The 19,149-nt window shown below is 49.5% G+C and carries 15 protein-coding genes and 2 pseudogenes; 9 read left to right on the plus strand and 8 right to left on the minus strand.

The genetic code is table 11. The annotated features are described in order from the left end of the window. Positions 1-97: 97 nt before the first annotated feature. The 7 genes and pseudogenes from AC2A06_RS17045 to ycaO all read right to left on the minus strand — a co-directional run bounded on the left by AC2A06_RS17045 (position 98) and on the right by ycaO (position 6,244). The gene (locus AC2A06_RS17045) at positions 98-1,339 is read right to left on the minus strand and encodes an aminomethyl transferase family protein (RefSeq protein WP_023489355.1); all 1,242 of its coding nucleotides are present in this window, start codon (positions 1,337-1,339) and stop codon (positions 98-100) included. Next, on the minus strand, positions 1,336-1,662 hold the full coding sequence (locus tag AC2A06_RS17050) for an acyl carrier protein (RefSeq protein ID WP_484381070.1): 327 nt from the start codon (positions 1,660-1,662) through the stop codon (positions 1,336-1,338). Before AC2A06_RS17050 ends, AC2A06_RS17045 begins: the two co-directional genes overlap by 4 nt. Next, positions 1,659-2,270: a 3-hydroxyacyl-ACP dehydratase FabZ family protein gene (locus AC2A06_RS17055; RefSeq protein ID WP_484381071.1), complete on the minus strand. Its 612-nt coding sequence runs from the start codon at positions 2,268-2,270 to the stop codon at positions 1,659-1,661. The genes AC2A06_RS17050 and AC2A06_RS17055 overlap by 4 nt, the downstream gene beginning before the upstream one ends. Before the next feature lie 16 nt (positions 2,271-2,286). Next, positions 2,287-3,042: an SDR family oxidoreductase gene (locus AC2A06_RS17060; protein WP_484381072.1), complete on the minus strand. Its 756-nt coding sequence runs from the start codon at positions 3,040-3,042 to the stop codon at positions 2,287-2,289. Between the two features lie 22 nt (positions 3,043-3,064). Next, on the minus strand, positions 3,065-3,433 hold the full coding sequence (gene acpS / locus AC2A06_RS17065; protein ID WP_484381073.1) for a holo-ACP synthase: 369 nt from the start codon (positions 3,431-3,433) through the stop codon (positions 3,065-3,067). A 476-nt stretch (positions 3,434-3,909) separates the two neighbouring features. Continuing rightward, positions 3,910-4,147 (minus strand): annotated as a pseudogene (locus tag AC2A06_RS17070) (IS630 family transposase); the annotation flags it as partial. Between the two features lie 327 nt (positions 4,148-4,474). Next, a complete protein-coding gene (gene ycaO, locus AC2A06_RS17075) occupies positions 4,475-6,244 on the minus strand; it encodes a 30S ribosomal protein S12 methylthiotransferase accessory factor YcaO (RefSeq protein ID WP_484381074.1) in 1,770 nt (589 codons plus the stop codon). Between the two features lie 156 nt (positions 6,245-6,400). Between ycaO and ansB the strand changes: the two genes are divergently transcribed. From ansB to lpxK, 9 genes are all read left to right on the plus strand, one after another. Then, positions 6,401-7,447, plus strand: a complete 1,047-nt coding sequence (ansB, locus tag AC2A06_RS17080) for an L-asparaginase 2 (RefSeq protein ID WP_484381075.1) — start codon at positions 6,401-6,403, stop codon at positions 7,445-7,447. Positions 7,448-7,771: 324 nt separating this feature from the next. Next, positions 7,772-8,857, plus strand: coding sequence for a 3-phosphoserine/phosphohydroxythreonine transaminase (serC, locus tag AC2A06_RS17085; protein ID WP_484381076.1), 1,086 nt, complete (start codon positions 7,772-7,774; stop codon positions 8,855-8,857). A 106-nt stretch (positions 8,858-8,963) separates the two neighbouring features. Next, entirely contained in the window at positions 8,964-10,244 is a 1,281-nt protein-coding gene (gene aroA / locus AC2A06_RS17090) for a 3-phosphoshikimate 1-carboxyvinyltransferase (protein ID WP_484381081.1), read from the plus strand. A 225-nt stretch (positions 10,245-10,469) separates the two neighbouring features. After that, positions 10,470-11,156, plus strand: a complete 687-nt coding sequence (cmk, locus tag AC2A06_RS17095) for a (d)CMP kinase (protein WP_484381077.1) — start codon at positions 10,470-10,472, stop codon at positions 11,154-11,156. Positions 11,157-11,439: 283 nt separating this feature from the next. Beyond that, a complete protein-coding gene (gene rpsA, locus AC2A06_RS17100; protein ID WP_023489345.1) occupies positions 11,440-13,116 on the plus strand; it encodes a 30S ribosomal protein S1 in 1,677 nt (558 codons plus the stop codon). A gap of 62 nt (positions 13,117-13,178) precedes the next feature. Further along, positions 13,179-13,463, plus strand: a complete 285-nt coding sequence (gene ihfB, locus AC2A06_RS17105) for an integration host factor subunit beta (RefSeq protein WP_023489344.1) — start codon at positions 13,179-13,181, stop codon at positions 13,461-13,463. A gap of 382 nt (positions 13,464-13,845) precedes the next feature. Then, complete coding sequence (locus AC2A06_RS17110) at positions 13,846-16,155, plus strand: ComEC family protein (protein ID WP_484381078.1); 2,310 nt, start codon at positions 13,846-13,848, stop codon at positions 16,153-16,155. 35 nt (positions 16,156-16,190) lie between these two features. Beyond that, positions 16,191-17,939, plus strand: a complete 1,749-nt coding sequence (gene msbA, locus AC2A06_RS17115) for a lipid A ABC transporter ATP-binding protein/permease MsbA (RefSeq protein ID WP_484381079.1) — start codon at positions 16,191-16,193, stop codon at positions 17,937-17,939. Then, the gene (gene lpxK / locus AC2A06_RS17120; protein WP_484381080.1) at positions 17,939-18,928 is read left to right on the plus strand and encodes a tetraacyldisaccharide 4'-kinase; all 990 of its coding nucleotides are present in this window, start codon (positions 17,939-17,941) and stop codon (positions 18,926-18,928) included. The genes msbA and lpxK overlap by 1 nt, the downstream gene beginning before the upstream one ends. A gap of 21 nt (positions 18,929-18,949) precedes the next feature. Here the strand turns inward: lpxK and AC2A06_RS17125 are convergent. Next, positions 18,950-19,149 (minus strand): annotated as a pseudogene (locus AC2A06_RS17125) (transposase); the annotation flags it as partial.

Consider the following 19,149-nt stretch of genomic DNA (forward strand, 5'->3'; position numbering starts at 1 on the left):
ATTCGGACCAAAATCGGGCCTGGTCCTAAAGGGCTAGCGCTGTTCGAAACATTCAGCTTTTTGTTAAGTAACTTAAATTATTTTGGGTATAAATACGTTATGCTTTTGGTGCATTTCCTGCGGCCAGTGCTGCTTTTTCGGCCTTCATTTTCTCTTCTTTCAACTTATTCCATTCGGATTGTTGCACCAAATCGCGTGGGCGCGTGCTGTCCACATAACTATGCTCTGAAGGGTTGACCAAGAAGCTATAGTTACGGGCGAAAGGCACCGCAGAAGTGGTTACCGTGATTGGACCGTTGGCTGTTACTACCTGATAAGCGTCAATGTCTGCCCATGCCATGTCATCTGTGAGGAACAGGCGGCCGAGACAGGCGTTCAAATCTGGCGAATAGTCACAGATGATCACTTCACCAATGCAGTTACCGTCAGACATCACTTTGTCGCCACGCTGAGGGATTGCATTTGGCTTACCGGCAAGGGTCATCCCCACCACTCTGTGGCTGACACCTTCCTCCAAGCGGTCATTCAGGCTTTCCAGACCGGTGAACACTTCTTTGTCGTAGCGCACAGCCCACTGCATCTGCAATGAGATTGGGCAGCGAGTATAGGTATTTAGGGTGTCAGGTTCCCAGCAAGGGTTTTCCAGACGTACCAAGTGTTGGTAGTTCAAGCCACCGGTGCGCATATCGTACTTCTCACCGGCTTCCAGCATTTGCATCCAGACGTCGGCTAATACATCCTGTGGCCCCATAAGCTTGTAGGAGTATTCGCCGTGTTTGCCGCTACGCAGAAGAATCAGTTCGTCGTCAACGTGCATATGTTCTTGAAAGGGGAGACCGATGACGTCCATCCCGTACACTTCAGCCAGCAATTCCCAAGCGTATGGGCCTTCAAAGTGCAGCATGCCCCATTCTGGTGTTAGAGATTCGATCGACTCGATGTCTGCGAATTCTTCTTCATTTTCTGCCAGCTTGGCACGCAGTAATTCACATAATGTTTCACCGCTGACCCACTCAGATATCAGCAAAAAACGCTCGTCATCACAGGCGATATACAAATCAGTGATGATGTTGCCAGTTTCATCGAGGATCAGGCTGTACATGGCCTGCTCATCGCGGATTGATGAAACATCACCGGAAACCAGTTGGTTTAGCAGTGACCAAGCGTCATCGCCGCTGATGGCCGCAATGCCAAAGTGGGAGTAGTCGGACAGCAAAATGTTTTTACGTACTGCTTTGTATTCTTCATCCGCTGCACAATAGCTGAGTGGAATAGCAACGCCGTTGCGTTCTCCCAGGATTGCACCGTGCTGTTGATGAATTTCAGTGAGTTTGGTCATTCCTTGTCCGCTCCTGCTGTTGCTGATCCGTTGTTGATTTCTCTCTGTTTGGCGATAACAAACGAGGCCAGTGTGTTGACGTTACGCATGTAGGAAGGATCATCACCTTCTTTCACACGGATGCCGAAGGTTTCGTCGAGAAGTACGATGACTTCGGTAGCATCCACTGAGTCCAGCTTTAAACCGCTGCCAAACAATGGGGTATCGTCGTCAATCTGATTGACGTTTTGATAGAGATTCAGGCGTTCTATCAGGCCTGTTTTGATTTTCTCCAGCACAAATTTGCGCTGTTCAATCATTTCATTAAGCGAGATGTTACTCATAGTGGTGTTTCTCCCTGGTATTTCACTTGCATGCCTTTGCTTTCAGCATTACTGATATCGGTACGAAAATTCACAATACGTCCTGAGCAAACTACATTACGCCCGACTCGAGCTTCCACTTCGTAATGGTGGAAACCATGGATATCGGCGTAAGCCAGTCGGCTGTTGACTTCAATGGTGTCGCCCGGCGAGACCATGTTCTTATATTTTACGTCCTGTGACGCCAGTACACCGATGACGCGTGCACGCTCTGCCACTATGCGTTGCGCGCCTTCTGGTGTACTCAATGCACGTGAAACGTCATCGAACTTCTTCAATTGCTGTTGAGTTTCTCGTTCATGCAATAGGCAAAAATCGTTCAGCAGACTCAGGTATTCGCTGGACTGGCCAAAGATTTCGGCGATCATCACACCTGGCATCACTGGGTTATCAGGAAAATGCCCGGGAATGTAGGACTCGTTAAAGGTTACGTGCTTAATGACGGTGATCGAGCCCTTTTCGCCAGGCGAAAAGTCCACGATGCGATCAACCATGAATATGGGTGCACGCCAAGCCCCCATTTTCAGTAACAAAGGCGGAGAAACTAAACTCCTGTTATAATTAGCCATTCAACATTCCTGTCGGTTAACGCATCACCAGACCGCCATCCGCCACTAGAGTCTGCCCTACGATATAGCTGGATGCGTCTGAACTTAAAAAAGCCACCACATTGGCGATCTCGTCAACACGACCAAGACGTTTCAAGGGGATGGCGGACATTACTGTACGCACAATCTGGCGCGGTACTTTTTTCACCATTTTGGATTCGATCATACCCGGTGCCACAGCATTGACACGGATGCCCTTTGCCGCCATTTCGTTAGCAAGAGTACGGGTAAAACCGATAATGCCAGCCTTGGCAGCACTGTAATTACTCTGGCCAAAACTGGAGGTGATTCCAGATACCGAGGAGATATTCACTACTGCTGAATTGCGTGCATGGCGTAATAACGGTAGGAACTGTTTAGTCATACTGAAGGTACCGTATAGATTGACCTTAATAACTTGATCAAACTCTTCGTAGGTCAACGCGGAAAATACGTTATCTTTGTAGATCCCTGCATTATTAATAAGTACATGAACTGCATGAGCCTCTTTTTCAAGCTCATCGGCCAGGCGTGAAACTTCGCTGACATCAGCAATATCACATTGCTTAATATGCAGATTCTCACCTTGTGGATGAGAGGTTTTTAATTTTTCCAACCCGCTAGTATCATAATGGTAAATAGCGAAAACGTTAGCGCCTTGCTCAAGGTATTTTTCACAAATAGCTAAACCGATATCACCACTTGCGCCAGTGACGACCACGTTTTTACCCCCGAGATCGGGATAGTGAGACATAAATATTCCTTTATTTTAACAATTAACCCAATGCTGCAGCGGCAATCGCATGCGATTGACAATGAGAAATACTCAGCGTGGAACTGGTGAGGTTTTTTTCCTGCATTATTCGGGAAAATTCACCACTGAAGATATAATAAGGGCATCCGAGATCATCGTGCATGATTTGGATGTCGTGGAATGAGATCCCTAGACGAAACCCAGTACCAAGCGCTTTCACTGCAGCCTCTTTGGCTGCCCAGAAACCGGCCATGCGCTCGATGTTTTCGGTCAGATTCCCTAAGGACTCTTGCTCTGCGGGTGTTAACAAGAGTTGCACCAGCTTATTACCACTACGTGCTAACGCGGTATTTACCCGTGCGATTTCGATAATATCTACACCAAGATTCATTCGTCCTGACTCTCTTTCTCAATCCATTGAAGCATCTTCATTAAACGTAGTTATAGTGTTTTTACATTAAACTACGTAGGTGTTAGCTGCCTTTTTTCACCTCAGTCATATAGTTATCTATGTACCTAGGGATTCGATCAGTTGCTACCTGCAAGCAAATCGAATATTTGGTGTGTATATACCTAAAGGCGTCAGGCGAAGATACGGTAACACGAAAAATAGAAAAAAATAATAAGAAAATTCTTAATTCATTCAGTCTATGACAGAATGAGGCGTTTTGTATCTAGTAGAATGAAAACACCTGTGAATCACTATTTTCCTTTTTGACTCCTCTTTAACTGGTCTCAGATGGTTTTTTAGACAGCCTTGTCAGCGTAAAAGAATAGTGGTGAGTATTTTGTTGATATATATCCGATTAACTTAAAGATGCTGGCTTCAGCACCTGAAAATTATCATTAAGCCGAGCTGATAAACAGCCCACTATGTTTAGGTTTTAGCTTGTCTTTATTCAGGTATCCACGGATATGGTGATCAACCGTTGTTTGGTGCAAACGTAAAGCCTGAGCAATCATCACAAAGCACCTCTCCGCCTTCAGAAGCGAGAAGGATGGCCTTTATACGCTCATAAACGTGCTAATCCCTGCTGGAATCCTGTAGGTGTTAGAGTGCGTTTCGCTGTTCTACGGTGATAAATATCTTCATGGCAAAAAGCATGCTCCTCATAACGAACAAAATTAAGCGTTTTCAATGATCACGGATTGATACTTTTCAGGCTTCAGGCTTCAGGCTTCAGGCTTCAGGCTTCAGGCTGCTTGGGTGTTTGCTGCAGTTATTCATCTCGTTCATAAGGATCGCCCCTATCGGGGCCGCTGCAGCAGCGTTAAAATCCGCGCCAGGCGGATTCGCCGTTCACCCTAGTGACATAGTTAGCTATGTCACTAGGGATTAATGAACCTCATCTATGCGGTTCACCCTGCGGGCCAGCGTAAGCGCTGTTCAAAACGCTCTGCGTTTTGTCATGCAACTCGAATTATTGTGTGTTTAGACTGATCCCTGCGCCCAGTAATGGTCTTTGGCTTTTTGCAGTTTGCTGTAAGCCGCCAGTAATGCCTGGTGTGCCGGTAAGACGGTTAAGGCCGGGTCAATAGCAAACAGACCATGGAAGCGCTCGCTGCCATTAATGGCAGCAGAGGCTGCGTCAAGCGCGGGTTGCCCATACATTTTGACCAAAGCACTATGATATTGAGCGGGGTCGCGTTCCGCTTCCAGAGCTAACTGAAGGCATGTTTGCAAACAACGGTAATAATTGCTGCGTTCAGCGCTAAACAGTGAGGCATTAAACTCCAGTGTCCACTCGGCCCAGATCAGCGCCTGCTCCAGATCGCCACCCGCCAGGGCCAGCATCGATTTCAGTTCACCCACACGTAATGTGTACCAGGCATTGTCTTTGCCAGTAGCGAGGCCCAGCAATTCACGCACCCGGGTGAAATCATCTAATCCTTCATCATCCAACTGTTGCAGCAGAGCCAGATACTCTTCTGCTTGCCAGTGGCTGTCTGGTAATTGCAATAAAGTGGCCCGCAAATGGGCTGCCATATTGTTGTTGGCCAGGATCAGATCTTCTGCCGGATAAATATCAGACATGCCAGGTACAATAATACGGCAGGCATAAACCCCCAAGTGCTGGTAATCAGCAATGTATACTTCAGCCTCTTCCTGATTGAAAATGCTCATCAAGGTGGAAAATTCTTGTTGCGTGGTGCCGCTGAAATTCCAATCGACAAAGGGATAATCCGCATCTTGCTTGAACATATCCCAAGAGATTAAGCCACTGGAATCAATAAAGTGCGTTTCCAGATTGGTGTGCTCGGCGACTTCTTCATTATCAAAGGTAGGAGGGCTAAAGACATCAAGATCTTTTAAGCCACGCCCTTGCAGCAGTTCAGTGACAGTACGCTCTAATGCGACACCAAAATCCGGGTGGGCACCAAAGGAAGCAAAACAACTGCCATTGGCTGGGTTGAACAGCACCACACAAATCACCGGATAGTGGCCACCCAGCGAAGCATCATAAGCGAGGATTGGGAAACCTTCGGCCTCCAGTTTGGCGATAGCTTCAACTACTTCAGGATAACGGCTTAACACGTCGCTGGGAATTTCCGGTAAGCTGATGGATTCAGCAATAATGCGGTTCTTGATATAACGCTCGAACACTTCAGAAAGCGCTTGAACGCGAGCTTCGCTGGTGGTATTGCCCGCAGACATGCCGTTGGAGACATACAGGTTGCCGATAATATTCATCGGAATATAAACCGTCTGCTGGTCTGACTGGCGGCTGAAGGGCAGGGCACAGATACCGCGCTGGGCATTGCCTGATTGAAGGTCCACCAGATCACTGGCTTGCAGTTCCTGTTCAGGGTCGTAAAACGCATGCAAGTGTGGGTCTAACAACCCCGCAGGTAATGCATTATCTTCCGGGATAGGGAACCATTTTTCGTGGGGATAATGGACAAAGTCGCTTTGTGCAATTTGCTGACCTAAATAGAAATCAGCAAAGAAATAGTTGGTGGAGAGACGCTCAAAATATTCCCCCAATGCCGAGGCCAAGGCGGCCTTTTTACTGGCACCTTTGCCATTGGTGAAGCACAGCGGACAGTCGCGATCACGGATGTGCACCGACCAGACATGGGGAACTGGATTGAGCCAAGAGGCTTCTTCAATATTAAAACCCAGATCGGATAATTTTTGCTGAAAACCGGCGATGGAATCTTCCAGTGCGGCGTCTTTACCGGGAATAAAAGTTTGCGTCATGGTGGTCACTTATTGGGCATACAGAGAACGCACAATAATACGAGGTTTTAGGCTGAAGCTCCATATATTCCTAAATTTGCATGAATATCACAGTTTTTATAATGATAAATTATATAATTCGGCAGATTATTATTTTATCAATCATGGGATAAGACAATGAAATCAATAAAATTGAGTGTCATGGCATTACTCATGGCCGGGGTGAGCAGTTCTGCACTGGCATTACCTAATATCACCCTGTTAGCTACGGGGGGAACCATTGCTGGTGGGGGCCAATCTGCTACCCAATCAAATTATACCGCTGGCAAGTTGGGGGTGGAGGCGTTAGTCAATGCCGTGCCAGAGCTGAAAACAGTTGCCAATGTGAAAGGGGAGCAACTGGTAACTATTGGCTCGCAGGATATGAATGATGAGGTGTGGCTCAAGTTAGCAAAAAAAATCAATGCGGACTGCGCCAAAACCGATGGCTTTGTCATTACCCATGGCACAGATACCTTGGAAGAGACGGCCTATTTTCTTGATTTGACGGTCAAGTGTGACAAACCGGTGGTGATCGTTGGCGCCATGCGCCCGGCTACCGCCATGAGTGCGGATGGCCCATTCAACTTATATAATGCGGTGGTTACTGCAGCGGATCCACAGTCGTCCAGACGTGGTGTGCTGGTGGCTATGAATGATACGGTCCTCGATGGCCGCGATGTGACCAAAACCAATACCACGGCAGTGCAAACTTTCCAGTCCCCCAACTTTGGACCGCTAGGGTATATCCACAATGGTAAAGTTGATTATCAACGTTCACCGCAGCGTAAACATACTACTGCAACACCGTTTGATGTCAGCAAATTAACCACCTTACCGAAGGTAGGCATCATCTATAACTATGCCAATGCATCCGATGCCCCGGCAAAAGCCTTGATCGCGGAAGGTTATCAAGGGATTGTCAGTGCCGGTGTTGGCAATGGCAACTTGTATAAAACCGTGTTTGATACATTGGCCAAAGCCGCAAATGATGGCGTGGCGGTGGTTCGTTCTTCTCGTGTTCCGACCGGTTCTACCACCGAAGATGCGGAAGTGGATGATACTAAATATGGTTTTGTGGCCTCAGGGACATTAAACCCGCAAAAAGCCCGAGTTTTGCTGCAATTAGCTTTAACGCAAACCAAAGACGCCAAACAGATCCAGGCGATGTTTAATCAGTACTAATCATGCTATCTGCAGGGGGTGTGATGCCCCCTGATATTGTTTATCTTCGCTGCAAAACCCCGCCCTTTGAATGACGATGTTTCCTGCCCTTACAAGAATAAGCATTGCAGCCGCGTTAGGTGAGTGATAAAACCTGATGGGTGGATTTGGCGTTGCGGTTCAATAGGACGGCTAGTGGCGCCATTGGGTATCAACATCTATTCAGTGTATCAACATCTATTTAATTTGGTTTATTCAGGTGGTGGCCGATTACTGCAACTTGAATAACGAAGGGTGAGTCGACACACCGGTTTGTGCGGCAAACAGTCAATGTAGTGAGGGGAAATGACACAGGTTTATAACTTTAGCTCTGGCCCGGCAATGTTGCCGGTTGAAGTGTTGCGTCGTGCTCAACAAGAACTGTGTAATTGGCATGCGCTGGGGACTTCAGTAATGGAAATCAGCCACCGCAGTAAGGAATTTATTGCCGTTGCCGAAGAGTCCGAACAGGATCTGCGTGATTTGCTGAAAATCCCTGCCAATTACAAAGTGTTGTTCTGCCAGGGTGGCGCACGTGCACAATTTGCTGCGTTGCCGCTAAACCTGTTGGGCAATAGTACCAAAGCGGATTATATCGACGGTGGCTACTGGGCTCACAGTGCCATTCTTGAGGCAGAGAAATACTGTCAGCCGAATGTTATTGATGTTAAAACTTCGGTGGACGGGTTAAGTGCCATCAAGCCGATGAAAGAGTGGCAGCTCAGTGATGATGCCGCGTATGTACACTATTGCCCAAATGAAACGATTGATGGCGTTGCGGTGGATGAATTGCCTGATTTTGCTAATAAAGTGGTGATTGGCGATTACTCTTCAACGATTCTTTCCCGTCCGCTGGATGTGAGCCGTTTTGGTGTTATTTATGCCGGCGCTCAGAAAAATATTGGGCCCGCTGGTTTAACGCTGGTGATCGTGCGTGACGATCTGCTGGGTAAAGCGCGCCGCGAAACTCCTTCGACGCTCGATTACACGGTATTAGCGGAAAATGATTCGATGTTCAATACGCCGCCGACGTTTGCCTGGTACCTTGCTGGCCTGGTGTTCAAATGGCTGAAAGAGCAGGGTGGCCTGGTGGAAATGCAAAAGCGTAATCAGGAAAAAGCGCAACTGCTGTATACCACCATTGATCAGTCGGATTTTTATCGCAACCGCGTTGCCACGGCTAACCGTTCCTTGATGAATATTCCTTTCCAGTTAGCCGATCCTGCATTGGATAAAGTCTTCCTGAGTGAAGCGGAGGCTATTGGCCTACAAGCGCTGAAAGGGCACCGTGTAGTAGGGGGAATGCGCGCCTCTATTTATAATGCTATGCCGTTGGCAGGTGTGAAGGTATTAACTGATTTTATGGTTGATTTTGAACGTCGTCATGGCTGAGCCTGACGTTTACTGACGTGTATAGTTGTTGTCCTTTGGTATTAAAGCGGCTCCGGTGATATCCCGGGGCCGTTTCGTTGATCAGATTGTGGAGAATGTTGTTGATATGGTCGATTCCCTGACGTTACAACCGGTTGCTTTAGTCGAAGGCACCGTCAATTTACCTGGCTCCAAGAGCGTATCCAATCGTGCTCTGCTGCTGGCTGCACTGGCTCAGGGAACTACCCGGCTGACTAACCTGCTCGATAGCGACGATGTCCGTTATATGTTGAATGCGCTGCAGGCGCTGGGGGTGAAGTACCAACTCTCTGATGATCGCACCCGTTGCGTCGTGGAAGGCGGGGCTGGCCCTCTGGTAGCAAAACAGCCACTGGAACTGTTCCTTGGCAATGCCGGTACGGCAATGCGCCCATTGGCAGCGGCATTGTGCCTGGGGCAGGGTGATGTGATTCTGACGGGTGAACCCCGCATGAAGGAACGGCCGATTGGCCATTTGGTGGAGGCGCTACGTCAAGGGGGCGCGCAAATAGATTATCTTGAGCAGACCGATTACCCACCAGTGCGCCTGCAGGGTGGTTTTCGCGGTGGGGATGTGACGGTGGATGGCAGTGTTTCCAGCCAGTTTCTGACCGCTCTGCTGATGATGGCTCCGCTGGCAATGCAGGATACCGCCATCCATATCAAAGGTGAGCTGGTTTCCAAGCCTTATATCGATATTACGCTACACCTGATGAAAACCTTTGGTGTTGAGGTCACTCACGAAAACTATCAGGTATTCCGTATTGCTGCTCAGCAGCAGTATTGTTCACCGGGGGATTATCTGGTGGAGGGGGATGCCTCTTCAGCCTCTTATTTTCTGGCCGCTGCGGCGATCAAAGGCGGCACAGTGCGTGTCACAGGGATCGGCAAAAAAAGTGTCCAGGGCGATACCAAGTTTGCCGATGTACTGGAAAAAATGGGGGCTCATATTACCTGGGGGGATGATTTTATCGAGTGTCGCCGTGGTGAGTTGCAAGGTATCGATATGGATATGAATCATATTCCAGATGCAGCCATGACCATTGCTACCACCGCTCTGTTTGCTGAAGGCCCAACCACTATCCGCAATATTTACAATTGGCGCGTAAAAGAAACCGATCGACTGGCGGCCATGGCCACTGAGTTGCGCAAAGTGGGGGCCGAAGTGGACGAAGGGGAGGATTACATCCACATTATACCGCCGAGCAAGTTACAGTTTGCCCGAATTGAGACTTATAACGACCACCGCATGGCGATGTGTTTCTCGCTGGTGGCCCTGTCTGATACCCCGGTGACGATTCTTGACCCCAAATGCACGGCCAAGACATTTCCGGATTATTTTGAACAATTGGCACGTATCAGCCAATAGGCCTGATTTCTGCTCTATTGATGATTTATCACTCGCCAGGATGGCCGTAGCTGATTGAATTCTATCTGTGGCTTTTGCAGCGTAATGGTTTTATTTTCAGCAACCAGTGCGTTCTGGGGTAACAGTAAAGCTGACAGGGGAGTATAATACGCCGCCGAATCTGCTCCAGTGGGGGCAGATAGCAGGCGCATCCCTGTGAGGTTTTCTACCCGAAGGAGAGAGATAATGATGGCTACAGCCCCGGTAATAACCGTTGATGGGCCAGGTGGAGCGGGTAAAGGCACGCTGTGTAAAGCGTTGGCCGAATCCCTTGGATGGCATTTGCTGGATTCTGGTGCCATTTATCGTGTATTGGCTCTGGCTGCACTACACCATCAGGTGGATATCACCTCTGAAGAGGCATTAGTTCCCTTGGCCGCCCATCTTGATGTTCGCTTTGTTGCGCAAGACGGCAGGTTACAGGTTATTTTGGAAGGCGAGGATGTCAGCAACGAGATCCGCCAGGAAACCGTTGGCAATACCGCATCGCTAGTGGCTGCTTTCCCGCGGGTGCGCGAAGCATTATTGCGCCGCCAGCGAGCGTTTCGTGAGGATCCCGGCCTGATTGCCGATGGCCGTGATATGGGTACCGTCGTCTTTCCTGATGCGCGAGTTAAAATTTTTCTTGACGCCAGCTCAGAAGAGCGCGCGCATCGTCGCATGCTGCAGTTGCAGGAAAAGGGCTTTAGTGTTAACTTTGAGCGTCTTTTAGCCGAGATAAAGGAACGGGATGACCGTGACCGTAATCGGGCTATTGCGCCCCTGGTGCCAGCTACTGATGCTCTGGTGCTGGATTCTACCAGCATGTCGATCGAAGAAGTGATCCAGCGGGCGTTGGCGTATGCACATAAAATATTGGCGTTGCCGCAGTAATAAATACGGCGGCACCTTTCTTTTTTGTCATATTTGCCACCGTATTGCGTAGCAGTATTGAAATATATCGGGTAAAATTTTGCCCTTGTGATTTATATCGTGATTCATGCAACTGCAGTGCAGCCAGTGGGCCATCTAATTTGCGCCAGTTGTTGCGGTAATGTGCATGATGACATTTATAGAAACCTGGTCGGCATGGAGCCAATGACTGGGTATGTGAAACAACCCCATTCGGCGGGATGCTAAATGGACGTTAAACTAAAGAACCCTGAAGATTAACAACATGACTGAATCTTTTGCTCAACTCTTTGAAGAATCCCTGAAAACAATTGAAACTCGTCCGGGCTCCATCGTTCGTGGCGTGGTTGTTGCTATTGATAAAGATATCGTACTGGTTGACGCCGGTCTGAAATCTGAATCCGCCATTCCGGTAGAGCAGTTCAAAAACGCACAGGGTGAGCTAGAAATCCAGATTGGTGACGAAATTGACGTTGCGCTGGATGCTGTTGAAGATGGCTTCGGTGAAACTCTGCTATCCCGTGAGAAAGCGAAGCGCCACGAAGCTTGGATCACGCTGGAAAAAGCTTACGAAGAAGCTGAAACCGTTATTGGTATTATCAACGGTAAAGTTAAGGGTGGCTTCACTGTTGAGCTGAACGGTATTCGCGCGTTCCTGCCAGGTTCTCTGGTTGATGTGCGTCCGGTCCGCGATACTCTGCACCTGGAAGGCAAAGAGCTTGAGTTCAAAGTGATCAAGCTGGACCAAAAGCGTAATAACGTTGTTGTTTCTCGTCGTGCAGTAATTGAGTCCGAGAACAGCGCAGAACGCGATCAACTGCTGGAAAACCTGCAGGAAGGCATGGAAGTTAAAGGTATCGTCAAGAACCTCACTGACTACGGTGCATTCGTTGATCTGGGCGGCGTTGATGGCTTGCTGCATATCACCGATATGGCTTGGAAGCGCGTTAAGCATCCGAGTGAAATCGTTAACGTTGGCGACGAAATCACCGTTAAAGTGCTGAAGTTCGACCGCGAGCGTACCCGTGTTTCTCTGGGCTTGAAGCAACTGGGTGAAGATCCATGGGTTGCTATCGCCAAGCGTTACCCAGAAAGCACCCGATTGACAGGCCGTGTGACTAACCTGACTGATTACGGCTGCTTCGTTGAAATCGAAGAAGGCGTTGAAGGTCTGGTACACGTTTCTGAAATGGATTGGACCAACAAAAACATCCATCCGTCCAAAGTGGTTAACGTGGGCGATGTAGTGGATGTGATGGTTCTGGATATCGATGAAGAACGTCGTCGTATCTCTCTGGGCCTGAAGCAGTGCAAATCCAACCCATGGCAGCAATTTGCGGAAACCCACAACAAAAACGACCGTGTTGAAGGTAAAATCAAGTCTATCACTGACTTCGGTATCTTCATCGGCCTGGACGGCGGCATCGACGGCCTGGTTCACCTGTCTGACATCTCCTGGAACGTTGCAGGGGAAGAAGCCGTGCGTGAATACAAGAAAGGCGACGAAATTGCAGCAGTGGTCCTGCAGGTTGACGCAGAGCGCGAGCGCATCTCTTTGGGCGTGAAGCAACTGGCTGAAGATCCGTTCAATAACTACCTGTCTGTGAACAAGAAAGGGACTATTGTTACTGGTAAAGTCACAGCAGTTGACGCGAAAGGTGCTACAGTTGAATTAGCAGGCGGTGTAGAAGGTTACCTGCGTGCATCTGAAGCCTCTCGCGACCGCATTGAAGATGCAACTCTGGTTCTGAAAGTGGGTGACGACGTGGAAGCTAAATTCACGGGTGTTGACCGCAAGAATCGCGTTGTAAGCTTGTCTGTTCGTGCTAAGGACGAAGCTGACGAGAAAGATGCTATCGCTACTGTGAATAACAGCAAGCAGGAAGAAAGCAATTTCTCTAACGCTATGGCTGAAGCTTTCAAAGCGGCTAAAGGCGAGTAATGACGGGGGGGCGGCATTGACCGCCCCGATACGGTAGTTTAGCTGCAAAGCTTGGAGGAACTATGACCAAGTCTGAACTTATAGAAAGACTTGCTGGTCAGCAATCTCATATTCCGGCGAAGGCCGTTGAGGATGCTGTGAAAGAGATGCTTGAACATATGGCAGCAACATTAGCCGAAGGTGAACGCATTGAAATTCGCGGATTCGGCAGTTTTTCTCTTCACTACCGTGCTCCGCGCGTTGGTCGTAACCCAAAAACGGGTGATAGAGTTGAGTTGGACGGCAAGTACGTTCCTCACTTTAAGCCAGGTAAAGAGTTACGTGACCGTGCCAATATCTATGGATAATTATAATTCATAGAGTTGTTGCTTGTAATAAATGAAAGCTAAAACGGTGCCTCAGTAAGGGCACCGTTTTTTATGGTGACACTATTCCTCTCCCCGTTGTTAATTTTCAACTAGCCTCTCAGCTTTTCTCTCAATACTCGCAACTTTTCACCCAGCCCTCGCAACGTTCACAGTAATGCAACGTTAGTCACCGATAGTTTGCGCATCACTTCCCATGCACTGAATCAGCCACTGGTGGCGACTTAGCTGAGCGTTAATATCCCCAGTGGATATAACTGTCACCATTCAAGCTGCAGCGGTGTTGGCTACGCGTGTTCACCCTGGTCACATAGCTATCTATGCTCCCAGGGATTCACGTACTTGCCGCCTACCTGCAATTTGAATGGACTTGGTTATAAAACATCAGGTAAGGAGCGTGGATATCAGGGTCTCGATCGATACAGCAGCGATGGCGATAGTCATAGGGATGTTGCCACTGCTGTTTTTGCCTTATTTACCCACATGGTCACAGTTGAGTGGCGTGGCTTTTGTCGCCCTGCTGCTATGGCGGCAAAAACAACAGTATTGGTGCCAGGTGTTATGTTACCTGTTACTAGGGTTCATATTGGCAACGGGGAGTGCCAGCGTCTTGATGCGCCAAGTTACTACGTTATCGGTGGGCGGGGATCAGGATGTTATGGCTACTGTGCGCAGTATCAAGCTGGAAGGCGTAGAAATACCGCAGGTACAGTTCCGCATTGAGCAAGTGAATGGTCGTTGGCTCATTCCTGCACTGACGTTTATTGCCCAAAGTCCCAGTGAAAATATATGTGCCGGGCAGCAGTGGGCACTAAAGGTTCGCTTTCGCCCAGTACATAGCAGTTTGAATGAAGGCGGGTTTGATGGCCAGCGTTGGGCGATGGCTAATCGACAACCCTTACGCGGTTATCTCCGTTCGGCAACCGTGGTGAATGAAAACTGCCATTGGCGGCAGGAAATTATTACCACTATGGATAATCAGTGGAGGGCGCTGGCACAACGCCCGGTGTTATTGGCGTTGGCATTTGGCGAACGTATGTTGATGGATGGCAACAGCCGGGCACAATTGATGAAAACCGGCATCGCACACCTGATGGCGATTTCTGGCTTACATATTTCCCTTGCTGCGGCGTTTGCCTGGGCTGGTGCGCGTGGGGTGCAGTTTTTTCTGCCTGCACGCCTTATCGGTTATCGATTGCCCCTACTTACTGGCTGGGTGATGGCGCTCGGTTATGTCTGGCTGGCAGGAGGGCAGCCGCCGGCAATGCGCGCCTTTATTGCCCTGTCATTATGGCTCTGGTTGCGTTTTAAGGGGGTCTCTTGCTCTTCTTGGCAGGTTTGGTTGTGGTGTATCTGCCTGCTTTTGTTATTTGATCCACTGGCGATACTGTCGGACAGCTTCTGGCTCTCTGTTTTAGCGGTGGCGGCACTGATTTTTTGGTTTGAATGGGCGCCATTACCGGTACGATTTACCTCCTTTTGGGGGTGGGCGCCGCTACGTTGGCTGCATATCCAACTAGGGATGACGCTGTTGTTGATACCATTACAATTTGGTTTGTTCCATGGTGTCAGTTGGACCTCTTTACCGGCCAATCTCTGGGCGGTCCCCATTATCTCCCTGTTGTCGGTCCCTTTGATTTTACTGGCGATGATACTGTTTTTTATCCCTTGGCTGAGCTTTTGGTGCTGGCAATTGGCAGACCTTACCATTAGTTGGGCGCTATGGCCGCTTCCCTGGTTAGAGCAAGGGTGGTTGCAGGTGGGGGCGGCGGTGCTGCAGTTCAGCACGCTTGGTTGGTTAGCAGTGATCGGCTGGCGCTTTGAGTGGTGGCGCCGCTTTCCTGCAGGCTGTATCACGGTGGTACTGGTCTGTTTGCTCTGGCGGGATCGTTCAGCAGATTATCACTGGCGGGTAGATATGCTGGATGTGGGACATGGCCTGGCGGTGGTGATTGAGCGTGAAGGGAAAGCGGTGATTTATGACAGCGGCAACCGTTGGACAACCTCCAGCGCGGCAGAGCGTATTATTCTACCCTTTTTGCATTGGCGGCAGATTTCGCTGGAGCATATTATTATCAGCCATAGCCATCTTGACCATATTGGCGGCTTGCCGGTGTTGGAGCAGGCATTTCCCCAGGCTGCTGTTCATACGCCGCTAATCCATGAACGCCATTTGCCCTGTTTACAAGGGCAACAGTGGACGTGGCGCGGGTTGAATTTCCAAGTATTGTGGCCGCCACAGCGGGTAGAGCAAGCGGGTAATGATGACTCCTGTGTGGTACGGGTTGATGATGGCAAGTTCAGCCTCTTATTAACTGGCGATATCGAGCGCCGGGCAGAGCAGGGGCTGTTACGCCAACGCGCCAAATTACCCGCCATACTATTGCAGGTACCCCATCATGGTAGCAGGACATCATCATCCCCCCCTTTTTTGCGCGCAGTGGCACCAGAACTGGCGATGGCTTCGGTTGCCCGTTATAACGCCTGGCGTTTACCGGCGGAAAAAGTGATTAAAAATTATCGGCAAAATCATATTGCCTGGCACGATACTGCGCATTCTGGGCAGTTGAGCGTGTTTTTTTTCGACAATAGCTGGCAAATTAAAGGTTTTCGGGAACAAATAAATCCACGTTGGTACCATCAGTGGTTTGGCGTAAAGAGTGATAATGAGTAGAATAGGCCGCTATTTCTTTCGATGCTGGTATCTGCATGATGAATGATAAAGATCTCTCCACTTGGCAGACATTCCGTCGCCTATGGCCGATGATCACACCTTTTAAAGCGGGCCTGATTGTGGCCGCTATTGCGTTGGTTTTAAACGCCGCCGGGGACACACTGATGTTGTCGCTGCTCAAACCCCTGCTGGATGAGGGTTTTGGTAAAGCCGACAGCCGTGTACTGGTCTGGATGCCCTTGGTGGTGATTGGCCTGATGTTAATGCGTGGTGTCACCAGCTACGTTTCCAGCTATTGCATCTCCTGGGTTTCTGGCATGGTGGTGATGCAGATGCGTCGCCGGCTATTTGGTCATATGATGAGAATGCCGGTGGCATTTTTTGACCAACAATCCACCGGAACGCTGCTTTCACGTATTACCTACGATTCTGAACAGGTAGCATCTTCCTCTTCAAGTGCGCTGGTCACCGTGGTGCGTGAAGGGGCATCGATCATCGGCCTGTTTATCATGATGTTCTATTATAGCTGGCAACTGTCGTTGATCCTGATCTTGCTGGCACCTATCGTCTCCTTCGCTATTCGCATGGTGTCCAAACGGTTCCGCAATATCAGCAAAAACATGCAGAATACCATGGGGCAGGTGACTACCAGTGCCGAACAGATGCTGAAAGGGCATAAAGAAGTGCTGATCTTTGGTGGCCAAGAAGTGGAAACTGAACGTTTTAATAACGTCAGTAACCGTATGCGTCAGCAAGGGATGAAACTGGTCTCTGCCTCTTCAATCTCTGATCCCATTATTCAGTTGATCGCTTCATTGGCATTGGCATTTGTCTTGTATGCCGCCAGTTTCCCCAGTGTGATGGAAACCCTGACTGCCGGGACTATCACCGTGGTGTTTTCAGCCATGATCGCCTTAATGCGTCCTCTGAAATCACTCACTAATGTCAATGCTCAGTTTCAACGTGGTATGGCTGCATGCCAGACACTGTTTTCCATTCTGGATATGGAACAGGAAAAAGACACCGGCACGCGCCAAATAGAGCGTGCCACTGGCAATATTGAATTTCGTCACGTGACCTTTTGTTACCCTGGCCGTGAAATTCCGGCACTGCGGGATATCAACCTAACGATATCAGCAGGTAAAACCGTCGCCTTAGTGGGGCGCTCTGGTTCAGGCAAGTCAACCATTGCCAACTTACTGACGCGTTTTTACGACGTGCAGGAAGGGGAAATATTAATGGATGGGCATGATCTGCGGGAATATACCCTGGCTTCACTGCGTGATCAGGTCGCTTTGGTATCGCAGAATGTACACCTGTTTAACGATACCATTGCCAATAATATCGCCTATGCCCGTGAACAGCATTATAGCCGTGAACAGATTGCAGAAGCCGCACGGATGGCCTATGCCATGGATTTCATTGACAAAATGGAACATGGCCTGGATACGGTTATTGGGGAAAATGGCGTGATGCTTTCTGGCGGTCAACGCCAACGTATTGCCATCGCCAGGGCGCTGCTGCGTGACAGCCCGATTCTGATCCTGGATGAAGCCACCTCGGCGCTGGATACGGAATCTGAACGTGCTATTCAGGCTGCGCTCGATGAACTGCAGAGAAACCGCACCTCGTTGGTGATTGCCCACCGCTTGTCTACCATTGAGAAAGCCGATGAAATTCTGGTGGTGGAAGATGGGATTATCCTCGAGCGTGGTCAACATGCGGCGCTGATTGAGCAGAAAGGCGTATATGCGCAACTTCACCGTATGCAGTTTGGTCAGTAATGATAGAGCGCATCTGGTCTGGCGGTTCACTATGGTATTTGCTGCTGTTGCCGTTCTCTTGGCTCTATGGCCTGGTGAGCAATGTAATTCGCCTGAGTTATCGCTGCGGCTTCCGTAAAAGTTGGCGAGCTCCGGTACCGATTATTATCGTCGGCAACCTTACTGCTGGCGGCAATGGCAAAACGCCGATGGTGATTTGGCTGGTAGAGCAGTTGCAACAACGTGGCTACCGCATTGGCGTGGTATCGCGTGGCTACGGCGGGAAGTCAGCGGTCTATCCGTTAGTATTGGGGCCGCAGACCACCACACAACAAGCGGGTGATGAACCGGTTTTAATCTATCAGCGAACCGGTGCACCAGTCGCGATTTCTCCCAAGCGTGTTGAGGCGGTTCAGGCACTGTTGCAGCAGCATCAATTGGATGGGGTGATTACCGATGATGGCCTCCAGCATTATGCATTGCAGCGTGACTTTGAATTGGTGGTGATTGACGGGGTACGCCGTTTTGGCAATGGCTGGTGGTTACCCGCAGGCCCCATGCGTGAGCGCGTATCCCGTCTTAACACCGTGGATGCCTGCGTGGCTAATGGCGGCGTGGCGCAAGCGGGGGAAATCGCCATGAAATTACAGGCACTGCAGGCAGTGAATGTGATGAGTGGCGAGCAACGCCCGGTGCTTGAGCTGACACCGGTTGTTGCCATGGCAGGGATTGGCCATCCACCACGTTTTTTCGCCATGCTGGAGAAGCTGGGTGTGCAAGTTGATCACGAGGTGGCTTTTGCTGATCATCAACAATACACCCAGTCACAATTAACGGTGTTGACCCAACCCGGGCAAACACTGCTGATGACCGAAAAAGACGCGGTGAAGTGCCGCGCCTTTGCCCAAGCAAACTGGTGGTATCTACCGGTTGACGCGGTACTTCCTGCCGAACAGGCAGAACAACTGTTACAGAAAATCGAGCAGCAGCTTAACAAAACGCCTAGCTAGTCAGTTGCCATCAAGTTACTGTCAGTAATGGAGGGGGTATGACCTGCTTATCCGGTGTGCCGTAAAACCCCGTCCTTCAGGGCGAGGATATAAGGCACGGTTTTCTACCTAACGTGGTGTTTGCTGTTGCTCAATGTATTGCCTGATGATGGATATTGGCGATCCGCCGCAGCTACTGGCAAAGTAGCTCGGCGTCCACAGAACACCTTTGTAGTAATACC

This window comes from Serratia sp. HNCC26DJ244 (assembly GCF_057180565.1).